8 protein-coding genes are annotated in these 12,760 nt (G+C 72.8%); 2 read left to right on the top strand and 6 right to left on the bottom strand.

The window, feature by feature from the left end; genetic code table 11:
- Position 1 precedes the first annotated feature (1 nt).
- The 3 genes from OG587_RS39890 to OG587_RS39880 form a co-directional block, all read right to left on the bottom strand.
- Positions 2-3,196: a DEAD/DEAH box helicase gene (locus tag OG587_RS39890; protein ID WP_329084024.1), complete on the bottom strand. Its 3,195-nt coding sequence runs from the start codon at positions 3,194-3,196 to the stop codon at positions 2-4.
- A 250-nt stretch (positions 3,197-3,446) separates the two neighbouring features.
- On the bottom strand, positions 3,447-4,256 hold the full coding sequence (locus tag OG587_RS39885; RefSeq protein WP_329084023.1) for an ABC transporter permease: 810 nt from the start codon (positions 4,254-4,256) through the stop codon (positions 3,447-3,449).
- The gene (locus OG587_RS39880; RefSeq protein WP_329084022.1) at positions 4,253-5,239 is read right to left on the bottom strand and encodes an ATP-binding cassette domain-containing protein; all 987 of its coding nucleotides are present in this window, start codon (positions 5,237-5,239) and stop codon (positions 4,253-4,255) included. The genes OG587_RS39885 and OG587_RS39880 overlap by 4 nt, the downstream gene beginning before the upstream one ends.
- 256 nt (positions 5,240-5,495) lie before the next feature.
- Between OG587_RS39880 and OG587_RS39875 the strand changes: the two genes are divergently transcribed.
- Positions 5,496-6,104 carry a PH domain-containing protein gene (locus tag OG587_RS39875; RefSeq protein WP_329084021.1) on the top strand — a complete coding sequence of 203 codons (609 nt, stop codon included), beginning with the start codon at positions 5,496-5,498 and terminating at the stop codon, positions 6,102-6,104.
- Between the two features lie 362 nt (positions 6,105-6,466).
- A complete protein-coding gene (locus tag OG587_RS39870) occupies positions 6,467-8,287 on the top strand; it encodes a PH domain-containing protein (RefSeq protein ID WP_329084020.1) in 1,821 nt (606 codons plus the stop codon).
- Between the two features lie 118 nt (positions 8,288-8,405).
- Here OG587_RS39870 and sepH read toward each other — a convergent pair whose 3' ends face one another.
- From sepH to OG587_RS39855, 3 genes are all read right to left on the bottom strand, one after another.
- A complete protein-coding gene (gene sepH / locus OG587_RS39865) occupies positions 8,406-10,331 on the bottom strand; it encodes a septation protein SepH (RefSeq protein WP_329084019.1) in 1,926 nt (641 codons plus the stop codon).
- A 579-nt stretch (positions 10,332-10,910) separates the two neighbouring features.
- Positions 10,911-12,224 carry a D-arabinono-1,4-lactone oxidase gene (locus tag OG587_RS39860; protein ID WP_329084018.1) on the bottom strand — a complete coding sequence of 438 codons (1,314 nt, stop codon included), beginning with the start codon at positions 12,222-12,224 and terminating at the stop codon, positions 10,911-10,913.
- 136 nt (positions 12,225-12,360) lie between these two features.
- Positions 12,361-12,726 (bottom strand): hypothetical protein, encoded by a 366-nt coding sequence (locus OG587_RS39855; protein WP_329084017.1) that lies wholly within the window; start codon positions 12,724-12,726, stop codon positions 12,361-12,363.
- Positions 12,727-12,760: the final 34 nt, after the last annotated feature.

Genomic DNA, 12,760 nt, shown 5'->3' with positions numbered 1-12,760 from the left:
GTCAGCTCACCGCCCCGGGACCGAGCCGGAACAGCTCGCGCAGTTGGTCGGTGGACAGGTTGGTGATCCAGTCCTCGCCGGTGCCGACCACGCTCTGGGCGAGGGTCTTCTTGCGTTCGATCATCTCGTCGATCCGCTCCTCCAGCGTGTCAAGGCAGATGAATTTTCTGACCTGGACGTTTCTGGTCTGGCCGATTCGGAAGGCCCGGTCGGTGGCCTGGTCTTCGACGGCGGGGTTCCACCAGCGGTCCACGTGGACGACGTGGGTGGCGGCGGTCAGGTTCAGGCCGGTGCCGGCCGCTTTGAGGGAGAGCAGGAACAGCATGGGTTCGTCGTCGCTTTGGAAGCGCTCGACGAGTTCGTCGCGTTTGCGTTTGGGGAGTCCGCCGTGCAGCCAGAGGACCGGCCGGTCGAGGTGGGCGGCGAGGTAGGGCTGCAGCAGGGTGCCGAACGCGGTGTACTGGGTGAAGACCAGGGCCTTGTCGCCCTCTGCGACGATCTCCTCGGCGAGTTCCTCCAGCCGGGCGAGTTTCCCCGACCGGCCCGCCAGTCGTGAGCCGTCTTTGAGCAGCTGGGCGGGGTGGTTGCAGACCTGTTTGAGCTTCGTCATGGTCGCGAGCACGTTGCCACGCCGCTCGATGCCCGTGGAGGCGTCGATCCTGCCCAGCATCTCGGCGGTCACCGCCCTGTACAGCTCCGCCTGCTCCGGGGTGAGCGTGCACCAGACCTTCATCTCCTGCTTGTCCGGCAGGTCGGAGATGATCGAGCGGTCGGTCTTGAGCCGCCGCAGCACGAACGGGCCGGTGGCCCGCTTCAGCGCCGCGGTGGCGTCAGGGTCGCGCCGCGTCTCGATCGGCTCCTGGTAGCGGGTCCTGAACCGCTTGGCCGGGCCGAGCAGGCCGGGGTTGCAGAACTCCATGATCGACCAGAGCTCCGCCAGATGGTTCTCCACCGGCGTGCCGGTCAGCGCCAGCCGGGTGCGGGCGGGAATGGACCGCACCGCCCTGGACTGCTGCGCCGAGCTGTTCTTGATCGCCTGCGCCTCGTCGCAGACCACCCGCTCCCACCGGAGTCCCGCGAGCGCCCCCAGGTCCCGCAGCGCGGTGCCGTACGTGGTGACGACCAGGTCGGCCTCCCGCACGGCGGCGGCCAGCTCCTCGTCGCGCCTGCGCGTGCCGCCGTGGTGGACGTGGACGCGGAGCGACGGGGCGAATCTGGACGCCTCCTTCTGCCAGTTGCCGATCAGCGACATCGGGCAGACCAGCAGCGTCGGGGCGGGCGTGCCGGTCTCGCGCTCGGACAGCAGGAGCGAGAGGGTCGAGATGGTCTTTCCGAGCCCCATGTCGTCGGCCAGGACGCCCCCCAGGCCGAGCCCGGACAGGAAGCTCAGCCAGGACAGGCCGCGCTCCTGGTAGGGGCGGAGAGACCCGCGCAGCGCCCGGGGCGTGGCGACCGGGGTGAGACGGCGGTCGGCCTCGCCGGAGAGGAGGTCGCCCAGCAGGCCGTCGGCGTCGACCGCGATCAGCGGCAGCCTCTCGTCACCGCCCTCCACGACCTCGCGGATCACCTCGCCGACGGTCCTCTCGCCGTCGCCGCGCTGCTCGATCACCTTCAGGGCCGCCTTGACCTGCTGGTCGTCCAGCTCGACCCACCGGCCCTTGACCCGCACCAGGGGGATGCGGAGCCCGGCCAGCCCGGCCAGCTCCTCCGCGCTGATCGTGTGGTCGCCGACGGCGACGTCCAGCCGGACGCTCACCCGCCCGCCGAGGCCGAACCCCCCGCCCCTGGCCTCGCCCCCGTCCTCGCCGCCGGGGAGCGCGCGGGTGGTCAGCCTCAGGCCCAGCCCCTGGCGTCCGGCCCAGGCCGGCAGCAGCACGCCGTATCCCGCCGCCCTGAGCATGGGCGCGCCGTTGCGGAGGAACGAGAACGCCCACGCCGTCTCGACCGTCAGGGCGACCGGCTCGGGGGCGCGCAGTGCGACGTAGAGGTCGGGATGGAGGCGTACGGCCCGGCCGAGGTCGGCGCGGATCAGCTCCTCGGGCCGCTCGGGCAGCCACGGCGCCCGCTCACCGGCCCGGATCCGCTCGGCCGACAGGTAGCGGGCGGGCTCGCGGTCCCCGCGCTCCCGCACGTCCTCGTCGTCCTCGTCGTCCTCGCCGTCCTTGTCCCTCCCGCCGCCTTCGTGCCCCCGGTCTTCCCGGTGCTCCCCGTCGTCTTCGTGTCCACCGCCGGAGACGCCGTTCAGGTCGTCCGCCGGGGTGAGGCCGAACTCGACCCTCCAGGAGTCGCCGTCGCCGGCGGGCTCGATCAGCCGGAAGCAGACCCTGACCGGCCCGCCCAGCTCGTGTGCCGCGTCGAACCAGCCGGTCAGGGCCTCGCCGAGCGCCGCCGCCTCGTCCGGTCTCGCGCCGGGGAGCGAGGCTTCCTCGCCGGTCAGCGCGTACAGCCAGCGGTCGGGCAGGGCGGTCTTGGGGCCGGGGCGGTTGCCGAGGATCAGCCGGTCGGGCAGTGAGAGCCGCGCCGCGCCGTCGACCAGGCCGTCCAGCGCCTCGCCCAGCACCTCCCCCGGTGGTCTCTCGTGCGTCACCGCCCTGCACACCGGCGGCATCGCGCCGGCGAGGCCGGGCAGCGCGGCGAGGTCGGCGCCGGTCAGCACCGGGCGCCACCGGGCCGTGTGGACGCCACCCTCCAGGACGAGCTGGGGCAGGATCCGGCCGCGCCTGACCAGGCCGCGAGCGTGCTCGGCGACCACGGCGAGGTAGCGGAGGGAGAGGGCGGGCTCCCACGTGAGGTCCTCCGCGCCGTGTCCGCTCCCGGCGGTGAGACCGGGAGGGACGGGTCCGAGATCCGACAGCGAGCCGAGCAGGCGGAGCGCACCGGTCGGACGGAACAGCAGGGCCGGGACCCGCCAGGCGGAGATCCTCGGGCTCCGCGCCCGGCTCGCCAGGCCGGACTCGGGGGAGGGCAGCGGGCCCGAGGCCGAGCCGGGGAGCAGGACGACCAGCTCTCCCTCGACGGCTGTGGTGTTCGGCAGGGTCGCGACGGTCCCGGTGCTCGTGACGCCCGGGACATGTGCGACGGCGGGGACGCCCGCGACGGCCGGGATACCCGGGACGGCCCCCTGAGGGGTCGCCCCGGGCTCGCGGGTCCCGCCCGCATCTCGGGGGAGGGTCCCACCCGAAACTTCGCTCAGCATCTGTTTTAGGGCTTCTCTGGGAGAATCATCAAAAATTCCGCCCAGCGCGGCGCCCAGCGCGGCCGTGGACGCCGCGAAGGGGTGCGGGCGGAGGGCGGCGCGGGAAACGGACGGGGGGACCCGGGCGGTGTCCTCCGCCCAGACCCCCACGAATCCATCCACCCAAGCGCCATGGACCACGAGCACCTGACCACCCCCGCGTTCTTCGTCATGTGGCGGGCGCCGCCCCTGGGCCCGGCCTGCCGACAGACTAGACGTGGCTGCGGAATGCGCGGATCGCCAGAGGGGCGAAGACCACGGCGAAACCCACGGCCCAGAGCAGCGAGAAGAAGGTGGCCTGGCCGACGTCGCCGCCGATGAGAAGGCCGCGGATGGCGTCCGCCAGGTGAGTGACGGGGTTGATGTCCGACCAGGTCTTCAGCCAGGGCGGGAAGGTGGCGGAGGGCACCAGCGCGCTGCTGGTGAAGGTCAGCGGCATCATCGTGGAGAAGGAGATCATCTGTACCTTCTCGGGACTTGAGGCCTTCAGACCGATCAGCACCGACATCCAGGACATGGCCAGGGCGACCACGACCAGCAGGGCGAGGGCACCCAGCAGGCCGAAGACGCTGGTGGTCACCCGGAAGCCCAGCACCATGCCGAAACCGATCAGCAGGGCGAACGCCCACACCTGCTTGACGGTGTCGGCGATGATGCGCCCCGACAGGGGCGCGGTGCGGGCGATGGGCAGGCTGCGCAGCCGGTCGAAGACGCCCTTGGTGATGTCGGTGTTGAGGCCGATGGCGGTGGACAGCGTGTAGAACAGGGCGTTCTGCACGAGCAGGCCGGGCAGGGCGAACTGCAGGTAGTCGCCGGTCGATCCGGAGATCGCGCCGCCGAAGACGTAGGTGAACAGCAGCAGGAACATGATGGGCTGGATGCTCAGATCCAGCAGCTCCCACGGGTTGTGCTTGATCTGCACCAGACTGCGCCAGGCCAGTGTCATGGTCTGCTGCAGCGTGGCCAGGGGGGTGACGCGCTTGGCGGCCACCTGCGGGATGGTCGTCGTCAGCGTGGTCATGCGAAGGCCTCTTCTTTCCGGGGGGTGCCCTCGTTGTCGGGGGCGCCCTCGTCGTCCGGCAGGCGGCCGGTGAGGGACAGGAACACCTCGTCGAGGCTGGACTTGCGCAGCGCGAGCTCCGAGGCGATGACGCCCTGGTCGTCGAGGAGGCGCACGATCGCGGGGACGACGGCGGGGTCGTGGACGGAGGCGGTGGCCCTGCCCCCGTTGAGGTCGGGCGTCTCGCCCAGCACGTCGGCCATGATCTTGCCGACCAGCTCGAGGTGCTCGGCCCGCAGGGGGCGCACCTCCAGGACCTGGGCGCCGGTGGTCGCCTTGAGCTGGTCGGAGGTGCCGGAGGCGATGACCTTGCCGTGGTCGAAGACGACGATGTCGTCGGCGAGCTGGTCGGCCTCCTCCAGATACTGGGTGGTGAGCAGCACCGTGACGCCGTCGGCCATCAGGCCGCGCACCACGCTCCACAGCTCGGTGCGGCTGCGCGGGTCGAGCCCGGTGGTGGGCTCGTCGAGGAAGAGCACCTGGGGACGGCCGACCAGGCTGGCGGCCAGGTCAAGGCGGCGGCGCATGCCGCCGGAGTAGGTCTTGGTGGCACGCCCGCCCGCGTCGGACAGGTCGAAGCGCTTCAGCAGCTCGCCCGCGCGTGCCCGGGAGTCGGCACGCGTCATGCCCAGCAGGCGGCCGATCATCATCAGGTTCTCGACACCGGTGAGCATCTCGTCGACGGCGGCGTACTGCCCCGTCAGGCCGATCAGCGAGCGCACCTGGTGGGCCTGGCGCGTCACGTCGTAGCCGCCGACGCTGGCGGTGCCCGCGTCGGGGCGCAGCAACGTCGCCAGGACGCGCACCGCGGTGGTCTTGCCCGCCCCGTTGGGGCCGAGCACGCCCAGCAGCCGCCCCTGCGGCACGACGAGATCCACCCCGTCCAGCGCGCGGGTCTCCCCGTAGCGCTTCACCAGACCCTCGGCCTGGATCGCATACGTCATCGTTCACGCCTTTCCGTAATCATCGGATCTCCAGCATGTACTGCGCCACCGACATTTTTTCGACCTCCAGCTGGGGCGTAGGTGAAGAATCGCGGCTGACTCGGCCCGCGCGGGGCCGTGCCGTCGAGGCGCCCGCCCGGAGCGCCCGTCTCCGGGCCCGCCGCGCCGCCGCCCCCGGTGCCCCCGGTGCCCGGAGGAGTCCCTTCCGTGACGAGGCCGGAGCGCCCGCCGGGACAAGAGCGTTTAGGCTGACAGCGTGAGCGACCGAGCCGATGAGCACAGCGCAGCCCCCGATGAGGCCGGGGCGGCCGGTCTGCCGGGTGGACGCCGCGCAGACGTTCCCGGGCGCGCCGGTGTCTCCCTGCGCGCCCCCGCCAACCCGGTCTCCCGCAAGGCCATCACGTTGTGGCTGCTGGAGGGGCTGTTCTGGTCCGTTCTCCTGGCCGGGGGCTCCTTCTTCCTCGCCAGGTGGATCGACGAGGACCGGTGGTCCTGGTTGCCCGGCTGGGCGCTCGACAACATCTGGTGGCTGCCGTGGCTGATGGTGCTGCTCCTGATTCCGGGCACGCTCATCGAGCCGTTCTGGCGGTACGCCGTGCATCGCTGGGAGTTCAGCGGGGACGTCGTCTACGCCCGTTCCGGGTGGCTCAGCAGGGAATGGGTGTTCGTCCCCGTCAGCAGGATCCAGACGGTCGACAAGGCGCAGGGCTGGTTCGAGCGCATGCTGGGCCTGGCCACGGTCGAGATCCGCACCGCCTCCCACGCGGGTTCGTCCACGATCAAGGGTCTTGAGTACGAGGTCGCCGCCGAGCTGGCCGAGGGCCTCGCCCGCCGCGCGGAAGAGCTCAGGGACGACGCGACGTGACCGAATCCTCCCCCGACCGTCCATCGACCGGCCAACCGCCGACCGGCCAACCGCCGACCGGCCAACCGCCGACCGGCCAACCGCCGACCGACCGGCCGTCCGCCGATCTTCCGCCGACCGGTCGGCCGTCCGCCGATCCTCCACCTGTCGGCCAGCCGCCGGTCGGCCGTCCAGCGGCCGGACACATATCCGACGAGCACCCCCCGGCCGGATCCGATCCGCAGGCCGGGCCGGGCGGCTTCGAGGGGGGCGCCTGGGCCGCGCCCGACGGAGGCACGCCGGACTCGCCGCGCGCCCAGGCCGGTGGCGGATCGGATGCCCCGCACGGCCAGGTCGGTGACGGATCATCGGGTCCTCCGCGCGTGCCCGACGGTGGCGGACCGGGCGCCTCGCACGGCCAGGCCGGTGGCGGGCCGGTCCTCCCGTACGTCCAAGGTGGTGCCGGGCCCGGGTTCCCGCGCGTGCCGGGCGATGACGTGGCCGGTGCGGGAGCCGTACCGGGAGGGGGCCTGCCGGGTGCGCGGGGGCTGGAAGGCGCACCCGTCGAGAGGACGCCGACGGAGAGGCCCCTGAGGCTCAGCCCGAAGGTGCTGCTGACCGATCCGATCCGGATGCTGCCCTCACTCCTCCTGCCGCTGGCCGGTGTCCTGTTCCTCGGTGGCTTCTCCCCCGGATCGTTCGTGTGGGCGGCGACGGCCGTCGCCGGCTCCGTCGTGTTCGCGGCCGTGCGCTGGCTCACCTTCACCTACCAGATCGTCGGCGACCGGCTGGAACTCACCCGGTCGCTGATCAGCAGGTCCGTGCGGACGATCCCGCTGGAGCGGATCCGCGGCGTCGACATCAGCGCGCCGCCGCTGCACCGCCTGCTCGGCATCGCCGTCCTGCGGATCGACACCGGCGCGGGCGGCGACGAAAAGCAGGAGGGCGAGCTCGACGGGGTCACCGTCGAGGAGGGGGAGCGGCTCAAGGCCGTGCTGCTCTGGCACGCCCGCGCCCGGACGGCGAGACGTGTCCAGGCGCGCGGCGCGGTTTCGGCGGCCGGGGTCGCCTCCGGTTCCGATGAGCTCGTGTCCGGCGCGTCCGGTGTGCCCGCCGGGGCGCGGGAGGAGGCCGCCGGATCCTCCACCCGCCACGAGGTGGGCGACACGACCCCCGAGCGGGTGTTCTTCGTGATGCCGAGGAAGTGGCTCGCGTACGGCCCCCTCTCCGGCGCCTACCTGCTGACCCCGTTCGCGCTGGTGGCCGGTGCCGTGGGCCTGGCGTTCCAGTGGGGCAGCGAGTTCAGGATCGACAGGCGGGTCGTGGTGGGCGCGGGGGAGTGGATCTGGGAGCATCCGCCCCTGCTCGTCGCGGCCCTGATCCTGCTGGTCCTGGCCATGCCGGTGATCGCTGTGATCATGTACGCGGTGTTCAACTGGGACTTCACCCTCCGCGCCAGCGAGGGATACCTGATCGCCGGGCGCGGTCTGATCACGCGCAGGAGCGTGTCGCTGGAGCGGCGCAGGGTGCGGGGGTTCGAGTTCGTCGAGGGACCGGCGGAGCGCCGGGCGGGGCTCGGCCGCGCCTGGGCGATCGTGACCGGTCTCGGCGACTCGGAGACCCGGGGCCAGCTGATGCCCGTGGCCCCGAGGGACATCGTGCTCGACGTGGTGGGCGAGGCGATCGGCCCGATCGCCGCTGGGCTGCGGCCACACCCTCCGGCGGCGCGCAGGCGCAGGCTGTTCCGGGCGATCTTCCCGTGGCTGGTGATCGCCGCCTGCGCGGTGACGGCCGCCCTGCTGTGGTCCGGGTTCTGGTGGGTGCTCGCGGCGCCCGCCCTGCTCCTCGCGCTGCTGGGCGTCCCGCTCGGCCTCGACCGCTACCGCTCCCTCGGTCACACGTACGACGGGAGCCGCCTGTCGGTCAGGTCGGGGTCGCTGCGGCGCTCCCAGGCGGTGGTGGAGCAGCGGGCCGTGGTCGGCTGGACCCTGAGCCAGACCTGGTTCCAGCGTCGCGCCGGTCTGCTGACCGTGACCGCGGGCGTGGGCGCGGGCACCGGCGGGTACGCCGCCCTCGATGTCGGCGAGGCGGAGGGTCCGGCCTTCGCCGCCGAGGTCACCCCCGTCTGGCTCATCCCGTTCCTCGTTCCGGACACCTCCGGAACCCGGGAGACCCCCACGTCCGGCGGGCCGCTCCCGCTCTGACGGCCGTCCGCGCGCGAGCCGTCCCGGTGGGGCGGGTCGCACGCGGGCGGGGAGCGGTCGGCATGCGACGAGGCGGGGACGGCCGGTGTCCCGGTCACCCCCGCCTGGCGCGGTGCGGTCAGTCCTGGCGGCGAGCGCCGAACATGATCTCGTCCCAGGTGGGCACGGACGCGCGCCGTCCCCGGGACTTCTTGGCAGGCCGGGCCGGAGCCGGTGCCGGCTTCGGCGGCTCCGCGGGCTTCTCCGCCGCGGGCTTGTCGACCTTGGTCTCCTGCATTGCCCCCGTGTCCCCCTGTGTCTCTTGCCTGCCCGGCTCGGCCTTGGCCCGCTCGTCCACGCTGACGCGCGCCGCCGGTACAGCTATCGAACCCTCCTGGGCCGCTCCGGTCTCCGGCGCGGGTTCGGAGGCGGGGGTCTCCTTCGTCGCGACGGTCTTCTCCGCCCCAGCGGGGGCCTGCTCGGTGGCCTTTCCAGCCGCAGGGGACCGCTGGTCGGCGGGGTCGGACAGGACGGCTGCCGGAGCGGCCGCGGCCGGCTCCGGTGTGGTCGTGGCGGGAGGCGGCGAGGGCAGTGAAGGCTCTGTGCTCTCGGCGACCTCCGGAACCTTCACGATCTCCTCGGCCTTCACGACCTCCGGGATCTTTGCTGCCTCCGGAGCCTTCCCGGTCTCCGGGGCACTCACCACGGCGGGCTCGGCCAAGGTCTCCGGCTCGGTGACCGCTCCCTCGGGGGGAGTGGCCGGTCCGTGCGCGGGAGACGGCCCGCGCGGCAGGAGCTCCTCCCGGGCGGTGGCGGATTCCCGCGCGGCGGGTGCCGGCTCCGGCGTGGTCACCGCGGGCGGCTCGGCCGCCGTCGCGGCGGGCTGCGGTGCGGGGACGGGCCGTGGCGCGACGGGTGCCGGGGGCTCCGGCTCCGGGGAGGGAGGCGGTTCGTACGCGGCCGGTGTGACCGGTTCGTACGCGGCCGGCTCATACGTGACGGGCTCGTGCGCCGCCGGTGTGACCGGCTCGTACGGGGGCGGGTACGGAGCGAGGGGCTCGGGCAGCACGGGCTCGGGAGGCCTGACCCGCGTGACGGGATCGTAGCCCTGGGCCGCGGGGGCGACGGGCTCCGGCGCCCTTTCCTGCTGGTAACCGGCGGGGTCGGGAGCGCGCAGCGGCGGCACCGACACCCTCGGCGCCTCGTATCCGGCGGGGAGCGGGGGCATGGGCGGCTGCTGATAAGCGGCCGGGGGCGCCGGGGGCATCGAGGGCATCGAGGGCGCCGAGGGCACGGTCGGTGCCGGGGGCGCGGCGGGCTCGGCCTGCGCGTAGGCGGGCCGGGGCTGCGCCGGGGTCTCATGCCGCAGGACCGAGGGGAAGGCCACCGGAGGCTGGTTCAGCGGCTCGGGTGCCAGCGGCGGCACCGGCGCGAGCTTGGCCACGCGCGGCACGAACGGCGTGACCGTGGTGTCCTCGAACGGCTCGACGTCCTCGCCGCTGGACAGTCGCAGGGCCTCGTCGTCGTGGGGCGTGATGTGGCGCCGGCGCGGGTCGAAGAGCCACTCGGCGTTGCGCGTGTGACCGTTCCACACGAACCCGAGCTTGATGCGCCACATGTTGTCGTCCCGCTTGGCGGAGTCCCACTCGATCTCGTCGGCGGGGACGCCACGGCGGGTCAGCCGCTCGGCGACCAGGTCGCCGAGGGTGGGACCGGGAGCGGAGTCGCCGGGCAGGCGTACGGCGCAGCGCTGCGCCTGCTGTGCCATGTACTCACGTTCCTGGAGCACGGGGCCCTCGAACCACCGCACGCGCTCGACCGGGATTCCCGCCGTGTTGGCGATCTCCTCCGCGGTCTCGCCGGCACGGATCCGGGCCTGGATCTCCTTGGGGCGCAACGGACTCTCCACTTCGATCTCGTACTGGCCGAGACGGGAGAAGTTGCCGCGGACGGCAGCACGGAGCCGGTCGTCGACGGGCAGCGTGAACCGGGTACCCCGGCCGGCTGTCGCCAGCACGAGATAGGTCCCGTCCTCACTCACCGCGACGAGTCGGAGCTCCTGCATGCGAGTCCCTTCGTCGTCGTGCTCAATCTTCCCCCGGACCCTTGAGTCTCTCGCGTGTGCCGGTTGCCTGCCAGCACCGTACCCGGCATGTCCGAACATCGCCTTCCTGGATGGGGCTCGCAGCGATGTGACGCCGGTCACATTTGCTCCATTCATCTAATTACAGGGCACCGGGCTGGAGCAGCAACTTCGGGGTCCTCAAGGGATTCTCACGGATAACTCCGGGAACCGCTGCGGACTTCCACCAAGAACCGGGAGATGGCGGTGAGGCCGGTCCGCCGGTCCGGGGAGGATATGCCGCGATCGCGGCGTTGTGCGGGGGCCGGTCGTCGCGGTCCGTGACGACGGGGCGCGGTGGCGGCTGGCATGGACGGCGGGAGAAGGTCATCTCCAGCGGACTCCCTCGGGGTCGAGCGGCGCGGGCGTCTGCGAATCTGCCCCTCGTACGCGCCCGGGGAACGACGGGACACGCGGACGCGTCACTCTTCGAGCGAGCCTTTGCGCCACCCTTTACCGAAAGCTGGTGAGAAGCGGCCGATTCGGGGGAACGGGGCGCGCGCGGCAGGGGGGCGCCGTCCCTCAGCCCAGGACCGTGTCGAGATGGTCGTTGGCGAAGGCGCGCCCCGGGTCGAGGGCGTCCCGTACCGCCAGGAAGTCCTCGAAACGGGGATAGACCCTCGCCAGGTAGGACGCGTCGCGGGTGTGCAGCTTGCCCCAGTGCGGCCGGCCTCCGAGTCTCGTCATGATCTCTTCGACGCCCTCGAAATAGGCGGGGTTCGGGGTCGGCCGGTAGACGTGGCAGGCGAGATAGGCCGAGTCCCTGCCGTAGGCGGTGGACAGCCAGGCGTCCGAGGCCGGGGTGACCCGCACCTCGACCGGGAAACTGATCTTCCAGTCTCGCCGCTCCAGCAGGTCGCGGACCTCGCGGAGGGCCTGGCCGAGGTGCTCGCGCGGGATGGCGTACTCCATCTCCAGGAAGCGCACCTCCCGCACGCTCGTGAAGATCCGGTACGAGGCGTCGGTGCGGGCCGAGGCCGACAGCGTCGCGGCCGAGAGCGCGTTGAGCCGGGGGATGGCGCCCGGGTGGCGTCCGCCGACGCCGCACAGCGCGCCGAACAGGGTGTTCTCCATGAAGTGGTTGTCGAGCCAGTACTTCAGCGCGCTCCCGGGCCGGGCCGGTCCCGGGCTGCGGTTGTTGCGCTTGGTCAGGCAGGTGTCGGTGTGCGGCAGCCAGAAGAAATCGAGGTGCTCGTTGCCGGTGACGAGCGTGTCGAGGGAGTCGAGGATCGCGGTCAGCGTCATCGGCCGCCGGACGCTGTGCAGCAGGAAGGCCGGCTCCACCCGGAAGGTCACCGCGGTCACCACGCCGAGCGCACCCAGGCTCACCCTGGCGGCGTCGAACAGGTCCCGCTCGGCCACCCCTCGGATCTTGCCCTCGCCGTCGCCGCGGACCGTGACGATCTCACCGTTGGCGAGCACCATCTCCAGCGCCAGCACCTGGTCGGCCATCCCGCCGACGTCCCTGCCGGTGCCGTGGGTGCCGGTCTGGATGGCCCCGGCCACGGTCTGGGCGTCGATGTCGCCCATGTTGGCCAGGGCCAGGCCCATCCGGTGCAGCTCCCGGTTGAGCGCGCCGATCGTCGTACCGGCCTCGGCCGTCACCCAGCCGTCCCCGGCCTCGCGGATCCCGGTCAGCGCGTCGGGCCGCAGCAGGAGGCCGTCGGTCAGCGCCACCGCGGTGAACGAGTGACCGGTGCCGGTCATGCGGACCCGGCGGCCCGCCGCGACGGCGTCCCGCACGGCCCGGGAGACCTCCTCGGCGGAGGAGGGCGCGCGGACCTCCGCCGGGGTGGCGGACTGGTTCCGGGCCCAGTTGCGGAAGGTCTCGCCCATGTTCACTCCTGCCCCGCGGGCGGCACCCGGCCGTCCGGGGGCGCCGACGTCCCGCTCGCGGGGGAGTCCCGCCCACGGTCAGGTGGGCCACCGCCGGTTCGCGTTCGCGTGCCTGGCCAGCGAATATGAACGATACTCACGATTGCTGCCGGGCAACAGGGGGCCGCGGCCAGGCGGAGCCGCCGACGCCGATCGCCACGGCGAGCAGGGCGCTGAGCATCGGGCCGGTCAGCGTGGCGCCGTGCGCCGGCGTGAGCGGGATGACTATTCTGGCCTGGCCGAACCTGTCCACCAGGCGTCCCGACAGCGGGGCCGCGACGGCGTAGGAGACGCCGACGGTGGCCGCGACCGCGCCCGCCGTCGCGTAGGAGCCGGTGAGTTCTTTGACGAGCACCACGACGCCGATGCCGAGCATCGACACGGGCATCCGCCCGAAGAATCCCGCGATGACGAAACCCCTGACGCCGGGCGTGCCGAACAGCCCCCGGTACGGCCCGACCACCGATGATCCCCTTGCCGCTCCGCGCGGGTGGAAC

It is taken from the genome of Streptosporangium sp. NBC_01469 (genome assembly GCF_036227305.1).
In the GTDB taxonomy this organism is placed as follows: Bacteria; Actinomycetota; Actinomycetes; order Streptosporangiales; family Streptosporangiaceae; genus Streptosporangium.
This window is presented reverse-complemented; position numbering and strand designations above follow the sequence as displayed.

Coding starts and splice junctions, on each gene's coding strand:
- OG587_RS39880 (WP_329084022.1), bottom strand. CDS start 5,239: ATGACGTATGCGATCCAGGCCGAGGGTCTGGTGAAGCGCTACGGGGAG.
- OG587_RS39860 (WP_329084018.1), bottom strand. CDS start 12,224: ATGGGCGAGACCTTCCGCAACTGGGCCCGGAACCAGTCCGCCACCCCG.
- OG587_RS39885 (WP_329084023.1), bottom strand. CDS start 4,256: ATGACCACGCTGACGACGACCATCCCGCAGGTGGCCGCCAAGCGCGTC.
- OG587_RS39890 (WP_329084024.1), bottom strand. CDS start 3,196: ATGCTGAGCGAAGTTTCGGGTGGGACCCTCCCCCGAGATGCGGGCGGG.
- sepH (WP_329084019.1), bottom strand. CDS start 10,331: ATGCAGGAGCTCCGACTCGTCGCGGTGAGTGAGGACGGGACCTATCTC.